Origin of the sequence: Klebsiella pneumoniae subsp. pneumoniae HS11286 (assembly GCF_000240185.1) — a bacterium.
Classification (GTDB): domain Bacteria; phylum Pseudomonadota; class Gammaproteobacteria; order Enterobacterales; family Enterobacteriaceae; genus Klebsiella; species Klebsiella pneumoniae.
In genome coordinates, this window is the sequence record NC_016845.1 from 3,140,318 (window position 1) to 3,166,254 (window position 25,937).

The following is a 25,937-nucleotide window of genomic DNA, read 5'->3' on the forward strand; positions in this document are numbered from 1 at the left end:
CGGTCCTTCACAACAATTTAACTATTGAGAGGAATCTGATCGACGGCAAAGGCCCCGCTGCCTACTATTAGCTCACGGTTATAAATCAACACCTTGATTTATAAGCATGGAAATCCCCTGAGTGAAACAACGAATTGCTGTGTGTAGTCTTTGCCCATCTCCCACGATGGGCTTTTTTTTGCCCTGCGCATCACGACACCAGATAGCCTGACACCGGTAAAAAAAATCCCCGGCATCGCTGCCGGGGATCGGTCCTGTCAGGGCGAACTTATTTTTTCAGTTCCGCCAGACCTAACCAGGTTTGTACCACGGTATCCGGGTTCAGGGACAAGCTATCAATCCCCTCTTCCATCAGCCAGGCGGCGAAATCCTCATGGTCAGACGGCCCCTGGCCGCAGATGCCGACGTATTTACCCTGTTTCTTCGCCGCGCGGATGGCCATCGACAGCAGGGCTTTCACCGCGTCATTGCGTTCATCAAACAGCTCAGAAACCACACCGGAATCGCGGTCCAGACCGAGCGCCAGTTGGGTCATGTCGTTCGAACCGATGGAGAAGCCGTCGAAGTACTCGAGGAACTGCTCCGCCAGCAAGGCGTTCGACGGGATCTCGCACATCATAATGATCTTCAGCCCGTTCTCGCCGCGCTTCAGCCCCTGACGCTCCAGCTCTTCGACCACCGCTTTCGCCTGGGCGACGGTACGGACGAACGGGACCATCACTTCAACGTTGGTCAGTCCCATGTCGTTACGCACGCGCTTCATCGCTTCGCATTCAAGGGCGAAACAGTCGCGGAAGCTTTCGGAAACGTAGCGTCCGGCGCCGCGGAAGCCGAGCATCGGGTTCTCTTCTTCCGGCTCATAGCGCTCGCCGCCCACCAGGTTGGCGTATTCGTTCGATTTGAAGTCCGACAGACGCACGATCACCCGTTTCGGATAGAAAGCGGCGCCGAGGGTGGCGATCCCTTCGGTCAGGCGGCCAACGTAGAACTCTCTCGGCGAATCGTAGCCTTTCATCAGCTCGCGGATTTCGTTCTGCAGGCCCGGCTCCTGGTCGTCAAACTCCAGCAGCGCGCGCGGATGAACGCCAATCATACGGTTGATGATAAATTCCAGCCGCGCCAGACCGACGCCTTCGTTCGGCAGGCAGGCGAAGTCGAACGCGCGATCCGGGTTGCCGACGTTCATCATCACCTTCAGCGGCAGATCCGGCATGTCGCCGACGCTGGAGCTCTTGACGCTGAAGTCGAGCAGCTCGGCGTAGACATAGCCGGTGTCGCCTTCGGCGCAGGAGACGGTGACATTCTGATTTTCCTGAATGCGATCGGTAGCATCGCCGCAGCCGACCACCGCCGGGATCCCCAGCTCACGGGCGATAATCGCCGCGTGACAGGTACGCCCGCCGCGGTTGGTGACAATCGCCGAGGCTTTTTTCATGATCGGTTCCCAGTCCGGGTCGGTCATGTCGGTAACCAGTACGTCGCCTGGCTCAATGCGATTCATCTCGCTGATATCGTGGATCACCTTGACCGGACCGGCGCCAATGCGGTGGCCGATGGCGCGCCCTTCGGCGATGATCTGCCCCTGAGCGTGGAGGGTATAACGCTCCATCACCTGGCCGCGGGAACGCACGGTTTCAGGACGCGCCTGGACGATAAATAGCTTACCAGTGTGGCCATCTTTCGCCCACTCGATATCCATCGGACGGCCGTAGTGCTTCTCGATCTGCACCGCCTGCTTCGCCAGCTCCTGCACCTCCTCGTTGCTTAACGAGAAAATATCGCGCTGCGCCTGCGGCACATCTTCGATACGCACCTGTTTACCGTGCTCCTGGGTCGGCGCGTAAACCATACGGATCTTTTTCGACCCCATGGTGCGGCGCACGATCGCCGGACGGCCAGCGGCCAGCGTCGGTTTGTGGACGTAGAATTCGTCCGGGTTCACCGCGCCCTGCACCACCATCTCGCCCAAACCCCACGCCGAGGTGATAAACACCACCTGGTCAAAGCCGGATTCGGTATCGATGGAGAACATGACGCCGGAGGAGGCCAGATCGGAGCGGACCATCCTCTGCACCCCGGCGGAGAGCGCCACGCCGCGGTGATCGTAACCCTGATGCACGCGATAGGAGATTGCGCGATCGTTAAACAGCGAAGCAAACACGTGCTTCACGGCAACGAGCACGGCGTCAAAGCCCTGCACGTTGAGGAATGTCTCTTGCTGTCCGGCGAAGGAGGCGTCCGGCATATCTTCCGCGGTGGCGGAAGAGCGCACGGCGAATGAGGCCTCGGCGTCATCGGCGGACAGCAGGTCATAAGCATCGCGAATCGCGTTTTCCAGTTCGCTCTGGAAGGGGGTATCGATGATCCACTGTCGGATCTGCGCGCCCGCTTTCGCTAATGCGGAAACGTCGTCAATGTCGGTTTCATCCAGCAGCGCATAGATGCGCTGGTTAACACCGCTTTGGTCCAGGAACTGATTGAAAGCATCAGCGGTGGTGGCAAACCCGTTAGGTACGGAAACACCCATACCGGACAGATTCGTAATCATTTCACCAAGGGAGGCATTTTTGCCCCCAACTCTGTCTACATCATTCATGCCGAGTTGGTTATACCAAAGCACCAGCGGTGACGAGCCATTGTTGGACATCGAGACAATCCTTTTGTGATTTAATACCAGTGAAAAAAATTTCACGATCGACTGCAGGATTATCCTGACATATTTATGAAGCTGAAAAAAACGGTGAATCGTTCAAGCAAATTATTTTTTCATTTTTCGGACTGTTCCCCCGATATTGCTAACTTGATGATTTTTAGGAATTCTGATGAAAAACGCTGGAAATAACGGCGACAAAAAGAAAATGAACTACCCTTTTCATAAAAAACAAAAATAGCGTTTCAATTTTAACAAGAGACAAATCAAACAGGGATATGCTTAAATTTAATATCCGCTTTCAGGCAATTAAACTCATTATACCGGATGGTCAAAATGGAAAGTGCTGTAGATCGCCACGTATTTTATATTTCTGACGGTACCGCCATCACGGCGGAGGTGCTGGGGCATGCCGTGATGTCGCAATTCCCGGTCGCCATCAGCAGCGTAACCCTGCCGTTTGTGGAAAACATCAGCCGCGCGCGGGCGGTAAAGGAGCAGATCGACGCCATCTATCAGCAAACGGGTATTCGCCCGCTGGTGTTCTACTCCATCGTCATCCCGGAAATACGCGACATTATTCTGCAAAGTGAAGGCTTTTGTCAGGATATCGTGCAGGCGCTGGTGGCCCCGCTGCAGCAGGAGCTCAACCTCGACCCGACGCCGGTGGCCCACCGTACCCACGGCCTCAACCCCGGCAACCTGATTAAATACGATGCGCGTATCGCCGCTATCGATTATACCCTTGCCCATGACGATGGCATCTCGCTGCGCAACCTTGACCAGGCGCAGGTGATCCTCCTCGGCGTCTCGCGCTGCGGCAAAACACCCACCAGTCTGTATCTCGCCATGCAGTACGGTATTCGCGCCGCCAACTATCCGTTTATCGCCGACGATATGGACAATCTGGTTCTGCCGGCCTCGCTGAAACCCCTGCAGCATAAGATGTTCGGCCTGACCATCAATCCGGAGCGTCTGGCGGCGATCCGCGAGGAGCGCCGGGAGAACAGCCGCTACGCCTCCCTGCGCCAGTGTCGGATGGAAGTGACCGAAGTGGAGGCCCTGTATCGCAAGAATAAAATCCCCTGCCTGAACAGCACCAACTATTCCGTTGAGGAAATAGCGACAAAAATCATGGACATCATGGGGCTGAATCGCAGAATGTACTAATACACTAGTACATTATTAAAAATTTGTTTATGCTATCACCCGTGGCCTATACAGGATCATGCCCTGCTCTTGCAATAAGCAGGGATTGGTTTATCGTGATGCGCATCACTTCCCGGCATTTTCGCCGCGGAAGAAACAGATTTTTGAGACCCCAATGAATAAAACAGACGAATTGCGTACCGCGCGCATTGAGAGCCTGGTAACGCCCGCGGAGCTGGCCCAGCGCCATCCCGTGACGGCCGACGTGGCTGCCCACGTCTCGGCCTCCCGCCGCCGAATTGAAAAAATCCTCAACGGCGAAGACCGCCGACTGCTGGTGATTATCGGCCCCTGCTCCATTCACGACACCGACGCGGCGCTGGAGTATGCCCGCCGCCTGCAGGGCATGCGCGAGCGCTACCAGCCGCAGCTGGAGATCGTGATGCGCACCTATTTTGAAAAACCGCGCACCGTGGTGGGCTGGAAAGGCTTAATCTCCGATCCCGACCTCAACGGCAGCTACCGGGTCAACCACGGAATTGAGCTGGCGCGGCGCCTGCTGCTGCAGGTTAATGAGCTGGGGGTACCGACGGCCACCGAGTTTCTCGATATGGTGACCGGTCAGTTTATCGCCGATCTCATCAGCTGGGGAGCCATCGGGGCGCGCACCACAGAAAGCCAGATCCACCGTGAAATGGCCTCAGCGCTCTCCTGCCCGGTTGGATTTAAAAACGGCACCGACGGCAATACGCGCATCGCGGTGGACGCCATCCGCGCCTCCCGCGCCAGCCATATGTTCCTCTCTCCGGACAAGCAGGGTCAGATGACGATTTACCAGACCAGCGGCAATCCGTATGGGCATATTATTATGCGCGGCGGCAAACGGCCAAACTATCACGCCGAGGATATCGCCGCCGCCGGCGAGGCGCTGCGTGAATACGATCTGCCGGAACAGCTGGTCGTTGATTTCAGCCATGGCAACTGCCAGAAGCAGCACCGCCGTCAGCTGGAGGTGTGCGCCGATATCTGTCAGCAAATTCGCGCGGGCTCCACCGCCATCGCCGGGATTATGGCCGAAAGCTTCCTGCAGGAAGGCACTCAGAAAGTGGTCCCCGGCCAGCCGTTGACCTGGGGCCAGTCGATCACCGACCCCTGCCTGAGCTGGGAAGACAGCGAAAGATTATTGAGCGAGCTGGCTGCGGCCACCGCCACCCGCCTGTAACCGCTCCGCCCGCCGCGCCTGCGGCGGGCAATTCTCTTCGCTGACTCCCCTACCAAATCCGGTAACACGATAAATAACGCTTGCCGTCAAAAACAACATTATTGATAATGATTATCATTGTTGCCTTGATTTTTATTCTGAGAGCTATGACGCGTATGGATAACACTGCCACAGCTGAAAAACCAAAAGACAATGCCCCTTATCCCGTGGCGACGGACAGAGAGATCAGCAGTCGGGTTCTGTTAGGCAGCGAAGGACGAGTAGTGATTGAGCATGGCGGCCAGCGCTATCTGCTGCGCCAGACCCACGCCGGGAAGTTAATTCTGACCAAGTAAGCGCCCCGCTGAACGCGGGGCGAGGCAAGTTAGCTCGAGCAGCTGACTTCCAGACGTTTCCCCCAGTCCGGCGGGCGGCGGACGTAGTCGTCCTCGCGATCGGTAAAGGGGTCTGCCAGCGCGGCATGCAAGCGCTCCAGCTCGCCCATATCGCCCGCCTCAGCCTGCTCGATCGCCCGCTGCGCCAGCCAGTTACGTAACACCAGCGCCGGATTCACGCCCTGCATCCTCTGCTGGCGCTGCGCGTCGTCCACCTGTTCATCACGCAGCCGCGCACGATACCCGGCAAACCAGCTGTCAAAGGCCGCGCGGTCGATAAACTCATCGCGCAGCGGCGAAGCGGCGCTGAGCTGTTCGCTGTGGCTCAGCAGGCGGAACGTCCGGGTATAGTCGCTCTTCTCGCGGATCATCAGGGCAAACAGCCCGTCCAGCAGGTCGTTATCCCCTTTCTGCTGGCTGAACAGGCCGAGTTTATCGCGCATCCGCTGGCCATAAGCGGTCAGCAAGGCGTGCTGATACTCATCCAGCGCCGCGTTTAACGCTTCAGCGCTGATAAACGGCGACAGCGATTGGGCGAGACGCTGCAGATTCCACAGCCCCACCGCCGGCTGGTTTTCAAAACTGTAGCGCCCCTGATAATCGGAGTGGTTGCAGATGAAGTCCGGTTGAAAATCGTCAAGGAAGCCATACGGGCCGTAGTCGATGGTCAGACCGAGAATCGACATGTTGTCGGTATTCATCACCCCATGGGCAAAGCCCACGGTTTGCCAGCTGGCGATAGTCTGCGCGGTACGCATGACAATGTCACGGAACCATAACAGGTACTTATCCGCCTCATCCTGCAGCTGCGGCCAGTGGTGGCGAATAACATAGTCGGCCAGTTGCTGGACCTTCTGCGGCTCACGGCGATAGTAAAAATGTTCGAAATGGCCGAAGCGGACATGGCTCTCGGCCACCCGCATCAGCATCGCGCCGGGCTCCACGCGCTCGCGGTAGACCGGGGTATCGCTGGTCACCATCGCCAGGGCGCGCGTCGTCGGGATCCCCAGAGCATGCATCGCCTCCGACGCCAGACTTTCCCGGATCGTCGAGCGCAGCACGGCGCGGCCGTCCCCCATCCGCGAATAAGGAGTCAGGCCGGCGCCTTTCAGATGCCAGTCGTAACGGCGGCCATCCGCCAGCTGCTGCTCGCCGAGCAGGATCCCGCGTCCGTCGCCCAGCTGGCCGGCCCAGGCGCCAAACTGATGGCCGCTGTATACCTGCGCCAGCGGCGACATGCCCGGAAGCAGCGCTTCGCCGCCCCAGACACCGGCCCCGCTTTCAGGCGCAAACAGGGCGTCGGGCACCCCCAGCTGTTGCGCCAGCGGGGCGTTGCGCCAGATGAGTCGGGCGTTATCCAACGGCGTTGGTGACAGGGAAGTGTAAAAGTCCGGCAGTTCATCCCGCCAGTGGGTGGTAAAAGAAAGGGTCATGGTTCCTCCTCTCTCCAGTGTAGTGCCTGGAACAGCGGATTAACACGGGCGGAGTGCAGGGTTATCGGCATAAAAAAGGGAAGCGTTCGCTTCCCTCTTGCTTCTGAATGACGTCAGATTCGCCGCGCCTGCCAGAACTTTTTGTTCCAGTAGACGTTATCCAGCGAGGAACGGGTGACGCCCTGGCTGGTGGAGGCGTGAATAAACTGGTTGTCGGTATCGTAGATGCCAACGTGCAAACCGCTCTCCCCTGAGCCGGTTTTGAAGAACACCAGATCGCCGGGCAGCAGATCGCGCTTATCGATGCGGGTGCCGATCTCCGCCTGCTCGCGGGTTTCACGCGGCAGCTGGAGGGCAAATTTATCGCGAAACGTGCGCACCACGAAGCCGGAGCAGTCAACGCCGCGCGGCGTCATGCCGCCGTAGCGATACGGCGCGCCGCGCCAGCTGCGCAGCTGCTCGTTCAGATTCGCCACCACCGTAATGGAGTCTGCCAGCCGAGGATTCGGCGGCGGTGCCCGATGGCTGCTGCAGCCGGCTAAAATTAACGCCGCCGCCAACATGAACCAGAAGCGCATTTCAGATGATCCCTCTGTCCCTAGTCTCTATCGCAATAATTTAGCTTGTTTATCAATATAGTGACAAGATAACTGCGTGCTACTGTGACGCGATGAGCATAATATGACCGGCCACCTCAACGCGCTGGAACGGGATCGCATAGGCGGCGGTTAAATTTTCCTCATTCAGCACCTCGGCGGTCTCCCCGCAGGCGATGGCTTCCCCCTGGCAGAGCAGCCAGCTCTGACCGGCGTGGCGCAGGGTATGGTTGAGATCGTGGCTGCTCATCACCACCGCAATCCCCGCCGCGCTCAGCTCGTGTAACAGCCGATCCAGCGCCGCCTGCTGGGCCACATCCAGACTGTTCATCGGCTCATCCAGCAGCAGCAGCTGACACGCGGAATTACTCAAGGGATCGATCTGCAGGAGCACTGCCGCCAGCCGCACGCGCTGCCACTCGCCGCCCGACAGCTGATTGACCGGACGGCCCAGCTTATTGTCCAGACCAAGCCTGGCCGCGATATCGCTCAGACGGGCGCTATCACCCTGCTGCTGCATATGCAGCGCCAGGTAGTGCCATACCGGCATGGCGAACGGCGGGGTCTGGTGTTGACACAGATATCCGCGACGGCGCGCCAGCTCCCTCGCCGGCCACTCGTCAAGCAGCCGGCCGTTAAAATGAACCGTGCCGGGGCCGTCGGACAGCCCCGCCATGCGGGTCAGCAGCGTGCTCTTCCCTGCGCCGTTCGGCCCCACCAGATGGACAATCTCCCCGGCGCGAAAGGCCGCAGAAAACGGGGCCAGGCGCCCCGCCGCTTCTACATCCTGTAGCTGCATCAGAAACGACATTATTGCGCCAGCGCTCCTTTAATCGCCGCCACCAGCTGCGGATCATCCGGCGTCATATCCGGCGAGAAGCGCTGAATGACGTTGCCCTGGCGATCGATGAGGAATTTTTCGAAGTTCCACAGAATGTCGTCCACATACAGCGGCGCCCGGCCTTTGCTGGCCATCCGCTCATAAAAACCGCTGCCTTCCGGGGCCACCGCTTTCGGCGCGGCGGCAATCAGTTTTTGATAGAGCGGCGCGCGATGTTCACCGTTGACGTCAATTTTGCTAAACAGCGGGAAGGTGACGCCGTAGGTGGTGCTGCAGAAGGTCTTAATCTCCTCTTCACTGCCCGGCTCCTGGCCGAGGAACTGGTTGCAGGGGAACCCCAGCACGCTGAAGCCCTCGGCGGCAAACTGCTTTTGCAGATCCTCGAGTTGCTCATACTGCGGCGTCAGGCCGCATTTCGAGGCCACATTGACGATCAGCAGCACCTTGCCGGCAAAGGATGCCAGGGTGGTTTTCTCGCCATCAATGGTCGTCACTTCGGTATTCAGAATGTCATGTTGCATAGCCTGTCCTCAATGGATAAACCGGTTTCCGGTGAAGGTGATCCCTTTCTACTGTAGCGGATTCAGCGCCCGCCATTCTACTGCCATTCCCCCCGAGTTGTCGCATGATGTAACAGCGCTTCGCTGGCCGCCGGCAACATGAAATCCTCTCAATTGGGCCGTCGACCATTTCCGTGTACAGTGTTCCATGAATGTAATATGGTTTCGTTACTTGTTAATTTAAGAGAGTTTTAGTGATGAAGAAGTTGTTTAGCCTGGCGTTAATCGCCACCTCTGTCGCCCTGCTGAGCGCCTGCTCCCCGGATGAAGATAATAAAGTAAAAGTCGCTATCAATACCGGGCCGGACGAAGCCATCTGGAAAGTGGTGGAGCAGGTGGCGAAGGATAAATACCACCTCGACGTCGAAGTGGTCTCCTTCAATGATTATGTGCTGCCCAACGAAGCGCTGAACAACAAAGATGTCGATGCCAACGCCTTCCAGACCCTGCCGTACCTTGAGGCGCAGTCGAAAGAACGCGGCTATAAATTTGCGGTGGTCGGTAAAACCTTTGTCTTCCCTATCGCCGCCTATTCTCACCGGATCAAAAATATCAGCGAACTGCCCGAAGGGGCGACGGTGACCATCTCTAATGAAACCACCACCCTGGGCCGCAGCCTGCTGCTGCTTCAGGCGCAGGGGTTACTCAAGCTGAAACCGGGCGTCGGCTATTTACCCACCACGCTGGATATCATCGACAATCCGAAACAGCTGAAAATTGTTGAAGTGGATACCCCGCAGCTGACCCGTACCCTTGACGATCCGAACGTCAGCCTGTCAATCATTAACACCAACTTCTCCGCCCAGGCGGGCCTGTCGGCCGCCCGCGACGGTCTGTTTATGGAGGGGCCGGATTCCCCATACGTGAATGCGATAGTCGCCCGCGAGGATAATAAGGACAGCAAGAAAATTCAGGAATTAAAAGCCGCCTTCCAGACCAGCGAAGTCGCGGAAAAAGCGAAGGAAGTCTACAAAGGCGACGCGATCAAAGGCTGGTAAGCCTGAACCGGCGCCGTCCCTGCCGACGGCGCCGCGCTATCCCCGCCCCCGCGAACGCAGCAGCAACCAGATAAAGACCGGCGCGCCCAGGGTCGCCGTCACCACGCCAATCGGCAGCTCTGCGGCGGAAAGCGCCAGCCGGGCAATGATATCCGCCCCCAGCAAGGCGCTTGCCCCGGCCAGCATACAGGCCGGGAGCAACACCCGGTGATCGCTCAAGCCGCATAGCCGCAGAATATGCGGGATCACCAGACCGATAAAGCCAATCGCCCCCGCCAGCGCCACGCTAACGCCGACCATCCAGCCGGTCGCCACCACCAGTAATTTGCGCCACAGCCACAGCGGCAGCCCAAGCTGACGAGCGGAGACTTCGCCCAGCGCCAGTAAATTCAGGGGTTGCGACTGCAGACAGGCCCAGCAGAGCACCGGCAGGAGGGCTATCATCAGCCACAGCTGTTGCCAGTCGACGCCGCCAAACCCGCCCATCATCCAGTACATTAGCTGACGCAGGTCAAAAGAGGTGGAGAAGTAGACTGCCCAGGTCATCAGGGCGCTGCAGATGATCCCCAGCGCCACCCCCGCCAGCAGCAGACGGCTGGTAGACAGATGGCGGCGGGCAAAACGCAGCAGAATAAAAGTGATCAGCAGCGCGCCAAAGATGGCACACAGGCCGAGCGCCCAGCCGGGCAAGACTCCTTTGCCCAGCAGGACGGCGGCAATCAGCCCGACGCCCGCGCCGTTGGAGACCCCCAGCAGCCCCGGCTCCGCCAGAGGATTTTCAAACAACGCCTGCATAATCGCCCCGGAGAGCGCCAGCGCCGCCCCCACCAGCAGCACCGCCAGGGTTCGCGGCAGGCGGATCTGCCAGATAAACAGCTGACCTTTGGCGCTGAGCCACTCGCCGGGCGGGATCCATTGCTCCCCCGCGCACAGGCTGATCAGCAGGGTGACCAGCAGCAACAGCGTTAATCCGAAGAGCCAACGCCGGCTGCGGCGCTGTTGAAGATGGGCGAGAGTCAGCATAGATTCCATTACGCAGGGGGAACAAGAGGCTGATTTTACGGTGGCTGTCGCGGTGAGAAAAGGAAAACCTCGCGCCCGTTCGTCGACGCGAAGGAAAATCTCCTCCGCGTCTGCGGTCGTTCGTCACACCAGAATCTGAAACAGCAGCGCAAAGAGAATGATGTTCGCCACCACGATTGCCCAGCCGTTATAGAGCATATATTTCAGATGAGTAGACTGCGCCAGCCCCATCTGGCCGAACATATCTGATGAGGGAAACGGCCCGAACCAGTCCACCTGGGATGAGGCCAGCAGCACGGCGGTGGTCCCCTGGGGCGGCACGCCGGCGGCCATCAGCATCGGGCCAAAGATTTTATGAGTAAAGGTCATCTGGGCCACCGCCGCACCGGGCACATGGCCGATAATATTGAACGCGAAGATGCTAAAGCACAGCCAGGCCGGGGAGATCCCCTCCAGCAGCGGTTGGGTATACTCCAGCAGCCCCTGATAGGCGTGCAGGCCATCCATCAGCTCAAGGATCGGGTTGTACAGCCAGTAGAGAATAAACATCCACACCAGACGGCCGCAGCCGTGATACAGTGCCTGAAGGATCTGCGTCGGTCGCAGGCCGCCTACCAGGCCGGTCATCAGGGCCACCAGCAGCATCACGATTATCGCGAAGCTGAAGCCGGCTTTAATCACCACGCCAACGATCGCCATCACGATGATGGTCGCCGCGAAGGCCAGCGCGCTTAATTTACGCCGACGCTGCTGCGCGGCGCTGAGATCCTCTTGCGGCTTTTCCGCGAGATCGACGTCATAGCGCAGTTTGCCTTCGGTCATCTTCTGGATCCGTCCCGCCATTACCCAGCCGGCCAGCAGCGTGACCGCGCTCATCGGCAGACCAACGTACAGCAGATAGTCCGGATAGCTCAACCCACCGAGGCTGAGGATCGTCACGGTACTGGGGGTGAAAGGCCCGGTAAACAGCCCAACGGAACCGGCGGTCATCATCAGCGCGGCGACCGTTGGCGGCGTCAAGCGTACCGCTGCCGCCACCGGAATGATTACTGCCACGATAATGGCATTGCCACCGGCCATAGTGCCCAGCGAACCGCAAATTAAAATCGATGACGCCACAATGCCGAATTTCACCCGCGTCTGACTCGACAACCCGATGCGATGGACGACAAATTTTACCAGCTCAACCGCTGCGCCGGTGCGGGTGGCCACTTCCCCCACGCCGGCGCCGAGCATAATGATAAGCCCAACGGTGGCAATAAATGACCCGGTGGATTTCGCCAGCATCGTGCCCATTTCCGGCAGGCCGGTCGAGGTCATTATCATGGCGATAATAATCGAGGAGATGACCGCCAGCACAATATCAACGCCGATCAGCGATAATATCGCTAGCGCCACCAGCGGCGTAAATCCCAGCAGACCAAGCTCGCTGCCTGGTCGACCGTGGCACCACAGCGCGATCAACACGAACAGCAGCAATAACAGACCAATAATAACGTTTTTCCGCGTGATATTTTGTCTGACAGGCGCATTGCCTGTGAGCGTTGAGTCACTCATAACACTCCTTAATGCCAATCAATCCGACCATGATGGTCAGGTGGTGTATGGGGGCCTGCTCAGAAAATATCCTCCCTCTTTTTCATTATTGATTGGCCGCGGCCTGAGGGTTTGTTTGGGTACAAAGGAAACGATTCTGAGAGCGTAATATGCCGCCATTGGGCGGGGTCTACAGCACAAGATGTAACCAATGCGCTGATTGGTGATTAAATCTATGTTAACTTAGTGTTAGTAGAAAATGACTTTTTATCGGTAGGCTATAACCCTGAGTTAACTGTTCATGAAACTGCGTCATCTGGAAATCTTCTATGCCGTCATGACCTGCGGCTCTTTATCGCGGGCGGCGGAAGCGCTCAATATCTCCCAGCCCGCGGCCAGCAAAGCGTTAAAAAGCGCCGAAATGAAGCTGGGTTTTACCCTGTTTCAGCGGGTGCGCGGCAAGCTGCTGCCGACCAGCGAGGCGATCACACTTTTCGAAAAAGCGCAGAGCATTTATCAGGACCTGGACAACCTGCGCCTGCTGGCCGACAACCTGGCTCGCGATCCGCGCGCCAAGATCACTTTAGGCTGTCTGCCAAGCCTGGGGTTAAGCCTGGTGCCGGAGCTGGTGACCGACTTTTATCAGCAAAACAGCAACGTGGTGATGACGCTCACTACCGAGCACACCGAGACGCTGGTCAAAAAACTGGATTTGCGCGAGATAGATTTGGCGCTGACGCTACAGCCGGTGCAGCAGGGAGAGATCCTGACCACCCTGATTGCCGAAGTACCGCTGGTGTACATCGACCGTCATTATCGTCAGGGGGCGGTGGAGATCGATCAGATCGACCAGCAGCGCTGGATCTCGCCGGGACCGCACTCGCTCTCTGCCGCCATCGCCACCCGTCGCGACTTTTCCACCACCCGGCTAAACGTCCAGACCTACTATATGGCCACCGAGTTCGTGAAGCGCGGCATGGGCTGCAGCATCACTGATATCTTCTCCGCCCAGCACAACCTGGCCCCGGAGATGATCCATCCCATTACGCCGCCGATGGCGATTAACCTCTGTCTGTTACGCCGGGCCGACGTTTCCCTGAGCCCGATGGCGCAAAAGTTCGTCGATTTTCTCTGCCAGCGTCTGCGCCAGCAGCTCAAGGAGATTAACCTGCGGTTATACCCTGACCATAAAAAGTCAATTGCGCCGCTGGGGTAAATGCTTTGACATAACCCGATAAATTTATCAGCGGTGGATATATCGGGTTATGAACAAACGCATTGTCATTATCGGCGGCGGCGTGGTCGGTCTGGCCACGGCCTGGGAACTGATCAAGCGCGGCCATCAGGTGCAATTACTGGAGCGCAATGCCGAACCGGGCAGCGCCACCAGTTTTGCCAACGGCGGACAATTAAGTTACCGCTACGTCGCCCCCCTTGCCGACAGCGGCGTTCCCCTGCAGGGAATGAAATGGATGGGCAAAGCCGATTCGCCGCTGAATATGCGTCTCAGGATGTCTCTCCAGCAGTGGCGCTGGCTGCTGCAGTTTCTGCGCGCCTGTAATAACCAGACCAATAAAATGAATGGCGACCATATTTTACGCCTGTCGTTGCTCAGCCGTCAGGTCATGCAGGCGTGGCGGGATGAGGATAATCTTGCCGATTTCCACTGGCGGCGCAGCGGAAAATTAATTATCCATCGTCGCGAATATGATTTTAATAAAGCAGCAAAAGGGATTGATCCTCAGTATCAGCAGGCGCTGAATGCTGAAGCCTGCCTGCAGCTGGAGCCGGCGCTCAAACATATTAGTCCTTCTCTGCAGGGCGGAATCTATTCGCCAGGCGATGAAACGGCAGATTGTCATCAGTTCTGCCTTGCCCTGCTCGACAAGCTCAATGCCAGCAGCGACTTTAGCCTGCTGACCCAGTGTGAGGTGCGGCGACTCAATAAGCGCGGGGGACGCATCAGCAGCCTGGAGACCAGTCAGGGGACCCTCACCGGCGATGAGTATGTCGTCGCCGCCGGTAACGGCAGTGGTTCTCTGCTTGGGCATCTGGGGGTTCGCGTGCCGCTGTGCGCCCTGAAGGGGTACAGCCTGACCCTGCCCTATCCTGAAAAAGCAGGTATTGCCCCTGACATCAGCGTCACCGACTACGGGCACAAAATCGTTTATGCCCGCCTTGGCCAACAGCTGCGTATCGCGGCGATGGTGGACATCGGCTACGACGGCGACGAACTGCGCGAAAGCCGCATTCAGGCGCTGAAAAACATCGTCGCCCGCAGCTTTCCTGAACTGGAGGGGCTGGACGAGGCCGAAGTCTGGACCGGCATGCGCCCGTCAACGCCAGCTGGCCCGCCGATGCTGGGGCGCGCCGGATACCCCAACCTGTGGATGAACCTCGGCCAGGGTAGCCTCGGCTTTACTCTCGCCGCCGGCAGCGCGGTGGTGCTGGGCGCGTTAATCGACAATCAGATGCCAGACATTTCTTTAGAAGGTCTCACATGGAAACAAACCGCATGACAATTATTCGCAATAATCCACAACCTCGTCTTGCCGCCAGCGTTGCGTATGGCGATCTGCTGTTCCTCTCCGGGCAGACGCCAAAAAGCAATGAAGACGATATCGTTTTACAAACCCGTGAAGTACTGGAGAAGATCGACGCGCTGCTGGCCGCGGCCGGGAGCGATAAGCAGCACATTCTCTCCGCGCAGATCTGGTTGAAAAATATCGAGCGTGACTTTGCCGCATTCAATGAGGTGTGGGTGCAATGGATGCCGGAAGGCTATAGCCCGGCGCGAGCGGCCGTGCAGGCGGAGATGGCGCGACCAGAAATCCTGGTGGAGATCATGCTCACCGCCGTCAAAGCGTAAAGATTGACAGAAAAGAAAAAGGCCGCAATGCGGCCTTTTTAATTAGTTCAGATTATTTGTCTTTCGGCGACGCGTTTTCGACACGGCTTTTCAGCTTCTGACCGGGTCTGAAGGTCACCACGCGCCGGGCTGTAATGGGAATATCCTCCCCCGTCTTCGGGTTACGTCCCGGGCGTTGGTTTTTATCCCGCAAATCGAAGTTGCCGAACCCGGAGAGTTTGACCTGTTCTCCGTTTTCCAGAGCACGACGGATCTCTTCGAAAAACAACTCGACCAGTTCTTTGGCATCCCGCTTGCTAAGCCCAAGCTTATCAAACAGATATTCTGACATTTCAGCTTTTGTAAGCGCCATAGGTTCAATCCCTCAATGATGCCTGGAATCGCTCTTTTAATGCCTCTACACATCTGGCAACGGTAGCGGCAATCTCCTCTTCTTCGAGTGTACGGCTGGTATCCTGCAGGATCAGGCTAATCGCAAGGCTCTTATACCCTTCCGCCACACCCTTACCACGGTACACGTCAAATAAGTTTACGCCAACTACCTGATTTACGCCAACTTTCTTACATTCGGCTAAAACATCGGCGGCAGCCACGTTTTCCGCGACCAGCACCGCGATGTCGCGACGGTTCGCCGGGAAGCGGGAAATATCGCGCGCCTGAGGCACCACGCGGTCTGCGAGCTTGTTCCACTCCAGTTCGAACACCAGAGTGCGACCGTTCAGATCCAGTTTACGTTCCAGCTCAGGATGAACAACCCCAATGAAACCAATGCGTTCACCTTTAAGATAAATCGCTGCGGATTGTCCCGGATGCAGCGCGGTGGTCGCTTCAGCACGGAATTCGATATCCGCTAATTTTCCGGTTAAATCCAGAACGGCTTCCAGATCGCCTTTCAGATCATAGAAATCGACCGTCTCTTTCGCCAGTGTCCAGTGCTCTTCGTAGCGGTTGCCGCAGATCGCCCCGGCCAGCATCACATCCTGACGAATGCCCAGCGGCGCATTGGTGTCCGGCACAAAGCGCAGGCCGCTCTCAAAGATGCGCACCCGGCTCTGCTGACGGTTCTGGTTGTAGACCACGGTGCCCAGCAGGCCGGTCCACAGCGACAGGCGCATCGCCGACATTTCGCTGGAGATCGGGCTTGGCAGGATCAGCGCCTCTTCCCCGGCGTGGATCAGCTGCTGGACTTTCGGGTCGACGAAGCTGTAGGTGATCACTTCCTGATAGCCTTTGTCGTTCAGCAGCGTTTTCACGCGCTTCAGCGACAGGTCCGCTTCGCGGTGGGTTCCCATGATCAGACCCGCCTGCACCGGCTCGTCAGGAATGTTGTTGTAGCCGTAAACGCGAGCCACTTCTTCAACCAGATCTTCTTCGATCTCCATGTCGAAACGCCAGCTCGGCGCAACCGCCTGCCATTCGCCCTCGCCAACCGTCACTTCGCAGCCGAGGCGCTGCAGAATGTCGGTGACCTGCGCGTCAGCGATATGGTGGCCAATCAGGCGATCCAGCTTGCTGCGACGCAGCGTAATGGTGGCGCGTGTTGGTAGATTCTCTTTGCTGGTAACGTCAATGACCGGGCCGGCTTCACCGCCGCAGAGGTCGATCAGCAGACGGGTTGCACGCTCCAGCGCTTTATACTGCAGGGCCGGATCGACGCCGCGCTCATAGCGGTGAGAGGCATCGGTGTGCAGGCCATGACGGCGCGCGCGGCCGGTAATGGACAGCGGGCTGAAGAACGCGCATTCCAGCAGCACGTTCTGGGTTTCGTCGTTAACGCCGGAGTGTTCCCCGCCGAAGATCCCCCCCATCGCCAGCGCTTTGTTATGGTCTGCAATGACCAGAGTGTCGCTGTCGAGCTTTGCTTCAGAGCCATCGAGCAGGACCAGGGTTTCCCCTTCTTTCGCCATGCGCACCACGATCCCGCCTTCAATACGGTCGCGGTCAAAGGCGTGCATCGGCTGACCCAGCTCAAGCAGCACATAGTTGGTCACGTCAACCACCGCGTCGATGGAGCGGATCCCGCAGCGGCGCAGCTTCTCTTTCATCCACAGCGGCGTCGGCGCTTTGACGTTGATACCTTTCACCACGCGCCCCAGATAGCGCGGGCAAGCCTGCGGCGCGTCAACCTGAATCGGCAGCACGTCGTCAATCGTCGCGGCAACCGGCGTGATTTCCGGCGCGTTCAGCGGCGCTTTGTTCAGGACAGCGACATCGCGCGCCACGCCAATGATGCCCAGGCAGTCGGCGCGGTTTGGCGTGACGCTGATTTCGATGGTGTTATCGTCAAGCTTGAGATATTCGCGAATATCGGTGCCGATGGGCGCATCTGCCGGCAGCTCGATGATACCGCTATGGTCGTCGGAAATACCCAGCTCGGAGAAGGAGCACAGCATCCCCTCAGACGGCTCGCCGCGCAGCTTCGCGGCCTTGATTTTGAAATCGCCCGGCAGCACGGCGCCGATGGTGGCTACCGCGACCTTTAGCCCCTGACGGCAGTTTGGCGCGCCGCAGACGATGTCCAGCAGGCGTTCGCCGCCGACGTTGACTTTGGTGACGCGCAGTTTATCGGCGTTCGGGTGCTGACCGCACTCCACCACTTCACCGACAACGACGCCGTTGAAGCTGCCGGCGACCGGCTCAACGCCATCTACTTCGAGGCCCGCCATGGTGATCTGATCGGAAAGCGCTTCGCTGTCGATCGCCGGGTTAACCCATTCGCGTAACCACAGTTCACTGAATTTCATTGTTCTGTCCTGCCCTTATTTAAACTGTTTGAGGAAACGCAGATCGTTTTCGAAGAACGCGCGCAGATCGGTGACGCCATAGCGCAGCATGGTCAGACGCTCCATGCCCATGCCGAAGGCGAAGCCGGAGTAGACTTCCGGATCGATACCCACGTTACGCAGCACGTTCGGGTGCACCATCCCGCAGCCCAGCACTTCCAGCCATTTGCCGTTTTTACCCATCACGTCAACTTCCGCAGACGGTTCGGTGAACGGGAAGTAGGACGGACGGAAGCGGACCTGCAGATCTTCTTCAAAGAAGTTGTTCAGGAAGTCGTGCAGCGTCCCTTTCAGGTTGGTGAAGCTGATATTTTTATCAACGATCAGACCTTCCATCTGATGGAACATCGGGGTGTGGGTCTGATCGTAGTCGTTACGATAGACGCGGCCCGGCGCGATAATACGGATAGGCGGCTGCTGGTTTTCCATGGTGCGGATCTGCACGCCGGAGGTCTGCGTACGCAGCAGGCGAGTGGCATCGAACCAGAAAGTGTCGTGGTCAGCGCGCGCCGGATGGTGACCCGGAATATTCAGCGCATCGAAGTTGTGGTAATCGTCTTCGATTTCCGGGCCCGTCGCCACGGTAAAGCCGAGCTCACCGAAGAAACTTTCAATACGGTCGATGGTGCGAGTAACCGGATGCAGGCCGCCGTTTTCAATGCGGCGACCCGGCAGCGAGACGTCAATGGTCTCTGCGGCCAGACGCGCATTCAGCGCTGCGCCTTCCAGTTCAGCTTTACGCGCGTTCAGCGCCTGCTGCACCTGCTCTTTCGCCTCGTTGATGACCGCACCGGCTGCCGGACGCTCTTCCGGCGGCAGCTCACGCAGGGTGGTCATTTGCAGGGTCAGATGCCCTTTTTTACCCAGGTATTCCACGCGGACGTTGTCCAGCGCAGCAACATCTGATGCCTCGTTAATGGCTGCCTTGGCACTGGCAACCAGCTCTGCGAGATGTGACATGGTTTTCCTCATTATGTCGGTGCAGACACCGGTTATAGTGAAATTAATATTCCGAATCCATATACGAAAAAAGCCTCCACAGGGGAGGCTTTCTGGCGCTGTTTTCCGTTTCTTCTTTCACGCGCAAGCCCCCTGAGTTCAGGTGCTGAAGTAAAAAAAGAAGCGGAAAATAGCAGCATTCATGCTTGCATTACCTTGTCTGGTAAGAAACGTCAGAGCTGTATTGAAAAGCCTGCGCCGATAAAAGTCAATGTATTGATGGTGTTGAAACGAAAAGAGGGAGACAAGCTCCCTCTTTCAACTGGCTTATGCCAGAGCTGCTTTCGCTTTTTCGACCAGAGCGGTGAACGCTACTTTGTCGAATACAGCGATGTCAGCCAGGATCTTACGGTCGATTTCAACAGAGGCTTTTTTCAGGCCATTGATGAATTTGCTGTAAGAAATACCGTTCTGACGTGCTGCTGCGTTGATACGTGCAATCCACAGTTGACGGAACTGACGTTTACGTTGACGACGGTCACGGTAAGCGTACTGACCAGCTTTGATAACAGCCTGGAAGGCAACGCGGTATACGCGAGAACGCGCACCGTAGTAGCCTTTAGCTTGTTTCAAAATTTTCTTGTGACGTGCACGTGCAATTACACCACGTTTTACGCGAGCCATGTGTGCTCTCCTGTATCTATTCTAAGTTAAAAAAGTTAAACGTTAACGACTTATGCGTACGGCAGGCACGCGATAACCAGGCCCAGATCGCCTTTGGAAACCATGGCTTTCGGACGCAGGTGACGTTTACGCTTGGTAGCTTTTTTAGTCAGAATGTGACGCAGGTTAGCGTGCTTGTGCTTAAAACCACCTTTACCGGTTTTTTTGAAGCGCTTAGCAGCACCGCGTACGGTCTTAATTTTTGGCATTTTAATAACTTCCACTTCGCATTGTTAATAAACGAAACAAAGGCGAACAAAACCAGTGAGCCGAAGCCCACCGGAAATGTTTCTTGATGGCCTTACTGTTTCTTCTTAGGAGCGAGCACCATGATCATCTGGCGGCCTTCGATCTTCGTTGGGAAGGATTCGACTACTGCCAGTTCAACCAGATCGTCTTTCACGCGGTTAAGCACTTCCATACCGATCTGCTGGTGGGCCATCTCACGACCGCGGAAACGCAGCGTGATCTTGGCCTTATCGCCATCTTCGAGAAAGCGAATCAGGCTGCGGAGTTTTACCTGATAGTCACCTTCATCAGTACCAGGGCGGAATTTAATTTCCTTAACCTGGATAACTTTCTGCTTCTTCTTCTGTTCCTTAGAAGACTTACTCTTTTCATAAAGGAACTTGCCGTAGTCCATGATACGACAAACTGGCGGCTCGGCGTTAGGGCTGATTTCAACTAAATCTACTCCAGCCTCTTCAGCCTTTTCGATAGCTTCTCTCAGACTCACAATTCCCAGCTGCTCACCTTCCAGACCTGTTAAGCGAACTTCCTGGGCGCGAATCTCGCCATTAATACGATTCGGACGTGCCGTTTGAACTCGTTTTCCGCCTTTAATACCTTATTCCTCCAGTTGTTGAAGACTGCGGCTGCGAATCTCTTGTTGCAGCTTCTCGATCACTTCATTTACGTCCATGCTGCCGAGGTCTTTCCCGCGACGGGTGCGCACGGCCACTTTGCCGGCTTCGACTTCTTTGTCGCCACAGACCAACATATACGGGACACGACGTAAAGTGTGCTCGCGGATTTTAAAGCCAATCTTCTCATTTCTCAAGTCTGCTTTTACACGAATGCCCGCATTTTGTAGTTTACGCGTCAATTCGTTAACGTATTCAGCCTGAGAATCGGTAATATTCATGACCACTACCTGCACTGGTGCAATCCAGGTTGGGAAGAAGCCTGCGAACTCTTCGGTCAGGATGCCAATGAAGCGCTCCAGAGAACCGAGAATCGCACGGTGAATCATGACCGGCACCTGACGCTCGTTGTTTTCGCCCACATAGGAGGCGCTTAAACGCTGCGGCAGAGAGAAGTCCAGCTGTACGGTACCGCACTGCCATGCACGATCGAGGCAGTCATACAGGGTAAATTCAATTTTCGGGCCGTAGAACGCCCCTTCACCCAGTTGATATTCAAATGGGATGTTATTTTCTTCCAGCGCCACCGCCAGATCCGCTTCCGCGCGATCCCAGGTCTCGTCGCTACCGATACGTTTTTCCGGGCGAGTCGACAGTTTGACGACGATCTTCTCGAAGCCAAAGGTGCTATACATATCGTAGACCATACGAATACAGGCGTTCACTTCATCGCGAACCTGATCTTCAGTACAGAAGATATGCGCATCATCCTGGGTAAAGCCGCGCACGCGCATCAGACCATGCAGCGCGCCAGACGGTTCGTTACGGTGGCAGCTACCGAATTCCGCCATACGCAGCGGCAGGTCGCGGTAGGATTTCAGCCCCTGGTTGAAGATCTGCACGTGACCCGGGCAGTTCATCGGCTTGATACAGTATTCACGGTTCTCAGAAGAGGTGGTGAACATCGCATCTTTGTAGTTGTCCCAGTGGCCGGTTTTTTCCCACAGCACACGGTCCATCATGAACGGACCTTTTACTTCCTGATACTGGTACTCTTTCAGTTTAGAACGAACAAACGTTTCCAGTTCACGGAAGATGGTCCAGCCGTCATTGTGCCAGAACACCATCCCCGGCGCCTCTTCCTGCATGTGATACAGGTCGAGCTGCTTACCGATTTTACGGTGGTCACGCTTGGCGGCTTCTTCCAGACGCTGCAGGTAGGCATTCAGCGCTTTTTTATCTGCCCACGCGGTGCCGTAGATACGCTGCAACATTTTATTGTTGCTGTCGCCGCGCCAGTAGGCTCCGGCGGTTTTCATCAGCTTAAAGTGATGGCAGAAGCGCATGTTCGGTACGTGCGGACCGCGGCACATATCGATATATTCTTCATGATGATACAGGCCAGGCTTGTCATCATGGGCAATGTTTTCATCAAGAATAGAAACTTTATAGCTTTCGCCGCGTTTCACGAAGGTTTCACGCGCTTCATGCCAGCTCACTTTCTTCTTGATAACGTCGTAGTTTTTCTCGGCGAGCTCATGCATACGTTTTTCGAGCGCGTCGATATCTTCCTGGGTCAGGGTGTGGTCGAGGTCTACGTCATAGTAGAAACCATTATCGACAACCGGACCGATAGCCATTTTGGTGTTGGGCCACAGCTGTTTGATGGCATGGCCTAACAGGTGCGCGCAGGAGTGACGAATGATCTCCAGCCCTTCTTCATCTTTCGCGGTGATGATAGAGAGAGTGGAATCGGATTCGATCGGGTCACAGGCGTCTACCAGTTCACCATTTACCCGCCCGGCAATGGTGGCTTTCGCCAGGCCTGGACCGATATCCAGCGCGACATCCATCGGACTAACTGCGTGGTCAAAATGGCGTTGGCTGCCATCAGGAAGCGTAATTACAGGCATTTTATGTCCTTATTTGCAGTGGTGCCCCGCACGAAAGAGCACATACAAAACTATATAATCATAATTATCATCAGGTTAAGGCGCAGTTCCCGCTTCACTCTGCGAAAATAGGAGCACGACCGGAACGATCGCTCCCCCCTGCAGCCGCCTGCTGATAACACCGGGGAGTAGTTTACACATCATTGGTACGTGATTAAAGCCGCAACAGCATAAATGATGGCGGAATGCGGAGAAAACAAGAGGGCCACGGATAAAAAGCAGAATATAAGCGATGTGGCGCGGTAATATTGGCCAATGGCGCCGGACGATATTATTCGGACATGATAAAAGAGACGTGGAGATATTGCCTGCTGAATGTATACCGCGGGCCATTAAACCGGTACCACTTAACCCGGCTTATTAGACCGCTCGCGAAACGATAGCCTGCAATATTAAGACCACTCGCCGGCCACCAGCGTATGCACATTAAAGGCGTCGTTCATGGATTTTCCGGTGGTAGGGGCGCCGGGCGCAATATTCGAACCAGCCTCAACGTCAGAGGCTTTGGCGATACCTACCTGGGTATGATCCTGATGACCCGATGGCGGAACGGGCGTGGCGGCTGATGCGCCAAAAGAAAGCACGCACAGCGCCAGGGCTGCGATGGTATAACGATTGTTTTTCATGATGTTAATTCTCTTATTACGGAAAACAGACCGGGCAATGTCGCCCTCCGGTCAGTGGTTGTTAGTATAGATCCAGATCACATATTTGTCCGTCGAATATTTAGCTATTTGTGTCAAATAGAATGAATATTTGTCAGGCGCTCGTGAATAATGGAGAAAAAATGGAGGGCTATTTCCTTTTTACAAAAAGTAAAACGAACGGCCAGAAAAAATAATATCACTAATTGCTAAAACCAAAACGAACAGGCCGGGGAAAACCCGGCCTGAAATATTACATCTTATACCCGAGGGAGAGCGAGGTCCGGCGATCGGTATGCTCCGGCGCGGACGCAGGCGGCTCAGAGTTCCAGGTCACGTTGTAGGCGACCTTCAGGGCGAAATGGGCGTTAATCGCCACGTTTAACGCGCTCTCTGAGTTGACCGTGGTGTCCTCGGCGCCGAACACCGATACCCCTTGCGAAAATTTGGCGTTATCGGTCATCTGCCAGGCCCATGTACCCGAAGCATAACCCAGCGGCTGGGTATCAGTATCCCCGTCGGTATATTCGTCATAGCGAACGCCAGGACCGAATTCAAACCGCAGACTGTGCACCGGCCCGTTGAGGATCTGACGACCATAGCCCGCCGTCACAACATCGCGCTGTTGATAGCCGTTGTAGCGGTCTGTTAGCCAGCTACCCTGACCAAAGACATAGTTCATATCGGTCAGGTTGTAGCGGCTACGTCCGCCGACAGCATATTTTTCTGAGGATCGCTCATCATTGGACGACGTGTTGCTGGCGTTGCCCCACAGCGACCAGGCGGTGGTATTACCATACCAGGTCAGGGTGGAATCCGCCGTCATCGAAGAGCTCTTGGTGTTGCCGGACTGCGCCAGGTAGCCTGCGTTAACCACCCCTTCGAACGGTTTTTTGGCAGCGGAAGGGTCATCCATGACGGTAAATACAGAATCATCGGCCATTGCGCCAACAGACGCAAAAAGCCCCCCCGCCAGCATAACCGCTGCGGGTACTGTCTTTAAAAGCTTCATTATAACTCTCTAAAATACATTTTTTTAGGACAGTACAAATGATGAACAGGCATAATCTCGCCGGCTCATTGAATTTAGCGTCCGTACAACATAAAAGAGACCTGAGGGTCCCGGAAACTTTCGCGAGGATCGCGGAGTGCAGGTCCTAAGAAAGGTAGCAAATTATAAAAAAGCACGAATAACATAGCAATCACTTACTCTTTCGTTTTTTGAATAAGACAGCTCCGGAAACAATCTTTATTTCATAATGAAAATAGAGGCATCTTTGCAAAACTGTCAGGAACTGGACTTTCCCTCCCCGAGTCATCGTGCCATGCTTAAATTAACGACAGTCGCCGTATTAAGGAGGAGAAGGAATGACCAAAATTTACACGCTCACGCTGGCCCCCTCGCTGGATAGCGCCACGCAAACCCCACAGATCTACCCGGAAGGCAAACTTCGCTGCAGCGCGCCGGTATTTGAACCTGGCGGCGGCGGGATCAACGTGGCCCGCGCCGTGACCTTTCTCGGCGGCAAAGCCACCGCCATTTTCCCGGTCGGTGGCGCTACCGGCGAGCATCTTGCCGCCCTGCTGGCCGATGAGCAGGTGCCGGTCGAGACCGTCGAAACCCGCGACTGGACGCGGCAAAACCTGCACGTCCACGTGGCCGCCAGCGGCGAACAGTATCGCTTCGTTATGCCCGGCGCGGCACTGACGGACGATGAATTCCGCCGTCTGGAAGAGAAGGTTCTGACTATCGAACCCGGCTCTCTGCTGGTGGTCAGCGGCAGCCTGCCGCCAGGTATTAGCGTCGATAACCTGATGCAGCTGGTGAAAAATGCGCAACAGCAGGGACTGCGCTGCATCATTGACAGTTCCGGCGATGCGCTGGCCGCCGCGCTGGACGTCGGCAATATTGAGCTGGTGAAACCGAACCAGAAAGAGCTTAGCGCCCTCGTGCAGCGCGATCTCAGCCAACCCGATGACGTGCGCCTTGCCGCTCAGTCGTTGATCCAGTCCGGTAAAGTGCGCCGGGTGGTGGTCTCCCTGGGTCCGCAGGGGGCATTAGGCGTGGACGCCAGCGGCAGCGTTCAGGTAGTGCCGCCACCGATGAAAAGCCAGAGCACCGTCGGCGCTGGCGACAGCATGGTGGGCGCCATGACCTTGCGTCTGGCGGAAAACGCCAGCCTTGAAGACATGGTACGCTTTGGCGTCGCCGCCGGTAGCGCCGCGACCATCAACCAGGGCACCCGCCTCTGCTCGCGGGCCAATACGCAAAAAATCTATGATTATCTCTGCGGGCGTTGATCTTCCCTGCCCCCTCCGCGCCGGCGGAGGGGAATCACAATATAAGCAGGATGGTCTATGCTGGAAAGGCCATGCATAACAACGGGGTGTAGAGATGAGTAATGAGATTACCGCCTGGGTCGTCAGCGTGACCTTCCATGAACAGGCGCTGACGGAGATCAATGAGGTCAGCAACCATTTTACCCGTGCCGGGTTTGTACTGACGCTCAATGATGAAGAGGGCTCGCCCCATGAGCTGGGTACCAACACCTTCGGCCTGCTGAGCGGCCAGACGGCCGAGGAAGTTAAGGCCCTCAGCGCCGGCCTGGCGGAAGCGGCCCTTGGCCGCCCGGCGGAAATCGCTGTGGCCACATTCGCCGAGTGGTTAAAAGCTCAATAAGTGCGTTTAGCGCAACGGAAAGCGTCAGTTGTGCGTCAGTTCCAGGTTTACCCGGTAGTAATGCGCTAACCTTATGATATGGTGGAAAACATGGGGAGAGAC

The 25,937-nt window shown here is 56.5% G+C and carries 25 protein-coding genes; 10 read left to right on the forward strand and 15 right to left on the reverse strand.

The genetic code is table 11. From position 1 onward, the window contains the following. Positions 1-268: 268 nt before the first annotated feature. Entirely contained in the window at positions 269-2,647 is a 2,379-nt protein-coding gene (locus KPHS_31520; protein ID YP_005227452.1) for a phosphoenolpyruvate synthase, read from the reverse strand. 75 nt (positions 2,648-2,722) lie between these two features. Between KPHS_31520 and KPHS_31530 the strand changes: the two genes are divergently transcribed. The 4 genes from KPHS_31530 to KPHS_31560 all read left to right on the forward strand — a co-directional run bounded on the left by KPHS_31530 (position 2,723) and on the right by KPHS_31560 (position 5,356). Then, complete coding sequence (locus KPHS_31530; protein YP_005227453.1) at positions 2,723-2,842, forward strand: hypothetical protein; 120 nt, start codon at positions 2,723-2,725, stop codon at positions 2,840-2,842. Between the two features lie 144 nt (positions 2,843-2,986). Next, on the forward strand, positions 2,987-3,820 hold the full coding sequence (locus KPHS_31540) for a kinase/pyrophosphorylase (RefSeq protein ID YP_005227454.1): 834 nt from the start codon (positions 2,987-2,989) through the stop codon (positions 3,818-3,820). Positions 3,821-3,878: 58 nt separating this feature from the next. Then, positions 3,879-5,021 carry a phospho-2-dehydro-3-deoxyheptonate aldolase gene (locus tag KPHS_31550; RefSeq protein ID YP_005227455.1) on the forward strand — a complete coding sequence of 381 codons (1,143 nt, stop codon included), beginning with the start codon at positions 3,879-3,881 and terminating at the stop codon, positions 5,019-5,021. Positions 5,022-5,176: 155 nt separating this feature from the next. Continuing rightward, positions 5,177-5,356 carry a hemin uptake protein HemP gene (locus tag KPHS_31560; protein YP_005227456.1) on the forward strand — a complete coding sequence of 60 codons (180 nt, stop codon included), beginning with the start codon at positions 5,177-5,179 and terminating at the stop codon, positions 5,354-5,356. Between the two features lie 29 nt (positions 5,357-5,385). Here KPHS_31560 and KPHS_31570 read toward each other — a convergent pair whose 3' ends face one another. The 4 genes from KPHS_31570 to KPHS_31600 all read right to left on the reverse strand — a co-directional run bounded on the left by KPHS_31570 (position 5,386) and on the right by KPHS_31600 (position 8,786). Beyond that, positions 5,386-6,828 (reverse strand): YdiU family protein, encoded by a 1,443-nt coding sequence (locus KPHS_31570; protein YP_005227457.1) that lies wholly within the window; start codon positions 6,826-6,828, stop codon positions 5,386-5,388. A 113-nt stretch (positions 6,829-6,941) separates the two neighbouring features. Then, a complete protein-coding gene (locus KPHS_31580) occupies positions 6,942-7,406 on the reverse strand; it encodes a lipoprotein (RefSeq protein YP_005227458.1) in 465 nt (154 codons plus the stop codon). 79 nt (positions 7,407-7,485) lie between these two features. Further along, positions 7,486-8,235, reverse strand: coding sequence for a vitamin B12 ABC transport system ATP-binding component (locus KPHS_31590; protein ID YP_005227459.1), 750 nt, complete (start codon positions 8,233-8,235; stop codon positions 7,486-7,488). Then, on the reverse strand, positions 8,235-8,786 hold the full coding sequence (locus KPHS_31600) for a vitamin B12 ABC transport system periplasmic component (RefSeq protein ID YP_005227460.1): 552 nt from the start codon (positions 8,784-8,786) through the stop codon (positions 8,235-8,237). The genes KPHS_31590 and KPHS_31600 overlap by 1 nt, the downstream gene beginning before the upstream one ends. 245 nt (positions 8,787-9,031) lie before the next feature. On the opposite strand from KPHS_31600, the gene KPHS_31610 reads away from it, so the two are divergent. Beyond that, the gene (locus KPHS_31610) at positions 9,032-9,823 is read left to right on the forward strand and encodes a putative outer membrane lipoprotein (RefSeq protein ID YP_005227461.1); all 792 of its coding nucleotides are present in this window, start codon (positions 9,032-9,034) and stop codon (positions 9,821-9,823) included. Between the two features lie 36 nt (positions 9,824-9,859). Here the strand turns inward: KPHS_31610 and KPHS_31620 are convergent, their stop codons facing one another. Next, the gene (locus tag KPHS_31620) at positions 9,860-10,846 is read right to left on the reverse strand and encodes a vitamin B12 ABC superfamily ATP binding cassette transporter, permease protein (RefSeq protein ID YP_005227462.1); all 987 of its coding nucleotides are present in this window, start codon (positions 10,844-10,846) and stop codon (positions 9,860-9,862) included. A 123-nt stretch (positions 10,847-10,969) separates the two neighbouring features. Beyond that, entirely contained in the window at positions 10,970-12,403 is a 1,434-nt protein-coding gene (locus KPHS_31630) for a putative H+/gluconate symporter (RefSeq protein YP_005227463.1), read from the reverse strand. Positions 12,404-12,683: 280 nt separating this feature from the next. Here KPHS_31630 and KPHS_31640 point away from each other — a divergent pair, with 280 nt between their 5' ends. Genes KPHS_31640 through KPHS_31660 form a run of 3 tightly spaced genes read left to right on the forward strand, consistent with a single transcriptional unit; the run spans position 12,684 to position 15,251 of the window. Then, complete coding sequence (locus tag KPHS_31640) at positions 12,684-13,598, forward strand: LysR family transcriptional regulator (protein YP_005227464.1); 915 nt, start codon at positions 12,684-12,686, stop codon at positions 13,596-13,598. A 49-nt stretch (positions 13,599-13,647) separates the two neighbouring features. Then, the gene (locus tag KPHS_31650) at positions 13,648-14,901 is read left to right on the forward strand and encodes a putative glycine/D-amino acid oxidase (RefSeq protein ID YP_005227465.1); all 1,254 of its coding nucleotides are present in this window, start codon (positions 13,648-13,650) and stop codon (positions 14,899-14,901) included. Next, entirely contained in the window at positions 14,898-15,251 is a 354-nt protein-coding gene (locus tag KPHS_31660) for a putative translation initiation inhibitor (protein ID YP_005227466.1), read from the forward strand. The genes KPHS_31650 and KPHS_31660 overlap by 4 nt, the downstream gene beginning before the upstream one ends. Before the next feature lie 52 nt (positions 15,252-15,303). Here KPHS_31660 and KPHS_31670 read toward each other — a convergent pair whose 3' ends face one another. From KPHS_31670 to KPHS_31740, 8 genes are all read right to left on the reverse strand, one after another. Beyond that, the gene (locus KPHS_31670) at positions 15,304-15,603 is read right to left on the reverse strand and encodes an integration host factor subunit alpha (protein YP_005227467.1); all 300 of its coding nucleotides are present in this window, start codon (positions 15,601-15,603) and stop codon (positions 15,304-15,306) included. Positions 15,604-15,607: 4 nt separating this feature from the next. Continuing rightward, complete coding sequence (locus tag KPHS_31680) at positions 15,608-17,995, reverse strand: phenylalanyl-tRNA synthetase subunit beta (protein YP_005227468.1); 2,388 nt, start codon at positions 17,993-17,995, stop codon at positions 15,608-15,610. A 15-nt stretch (positions 17,996-18,010) separates the two neighbouring features. Further along, the gene (locus KPHS_31690) at positions 18,011-18,994 is read right to left on the reverse strand and encodes a phenylalanyl-tRNA synthetase subunit alpha (protein ID YP_005227469.1); all 984 of its coding nucleotides are present in this window, start codon (positions 18,992-18,994) and stop codon (positions 18,011-18,013) included. 713 nt (positions 18,995-19,707) lie between these two features. After that, the gene (locus KPHS_31700; protein ID YP_005227470.1) at positions 19,708-19,905 is read right to left on the reverse strand and encodes a 50S ribosomal protein L35; all 198 of its coding nucleotides are present in this window, start codon (positions 19,903-19,905) and stop codon (positions 19,708-19,710) included. A 92-nt stretch (positions 19,906-19,997) separates the two neighbouring features. Continuing rightward, positions 19,998-20,339, reverse strand: a complete 342-nt coding sequence (locus tag KPHS_31710) for a translation initiation factor IF-3 (protein YP_005227471.1) — start codon at positions 20,337-20,339, stop codon at positions 19,998-20,000. A 204-nt stretch (positions 20,340-20,543) separates the two neighbouring features. Further along, positions 20,544-22,472 (reverse strand): threonyl-tRNA synthetase, encoded by a 1,929-nt coding sequence (locus KPHS_31720; protein ID YP_005227472.1) that lies wholly within the window; start codon positions 22,470-22,472, stop codon positions 20,544-20,546. A 431-nt stretch (positions 22,473-22,903) separates the two neighbouring features. Next, positions 22,904-23,137: a hypothetical protein gene (locus KPHS_31730; protein ID YP_005227473.1), complete on the reverse strand. Its 234-nt coding sequence runs from the start codon at positions 23,135-23,137 to the stop codon at positions 22,904-22,906. Positions 23,138-23,408: 271 nt separating this feature from the next. After that, complete coding sequence (locus KPHS_31740; protein ID YP_005227474.1) at positions 23,409-24,134, reverse strand: YdiY family protein; 726 nt, start codon at positions 24,132-24,134, stop codon at positions 23,409-23,411. Positions 24,135-24,523: 389 nt separating this feature from the next. Between KPHS_31740 and KPHS_31750 the strand changes: the two genes are divergently transcribed. Both KPHS_31750 and KPHS_31760 read left to right on the forward strand, forming a co-directional pair. After that, the gene (locus tag KPHS_31750) at positions 24,524-25,456 is read left to right on the forward strand and encodes a 6-phosphofructokinase (protein YP_005227475.1); all 933 of its coding nucleotides are present in this window, start codon (positions 24,524-24,526) and stop codon (positions 25,454-25,456) included. A gap of 94 nt (positions 25,457-25,550) precedes the next feature. Next, positions 25,551-25,835 carry a type V toxin-antitoxin system endoribonuclease antitoxin GhoS gene (locus KPHS_31760; RefSeq protein YP_005227476.1) on the forward strand — a complete coding sequence of 95 codons (285 nt, stop codon included), beginning with the start codon at positions 25,551-25,553 and terminating at the stop codon, positions 25,833-25,835. Positions 25,836-25,937: the final 102 nt, after the last annotated feature.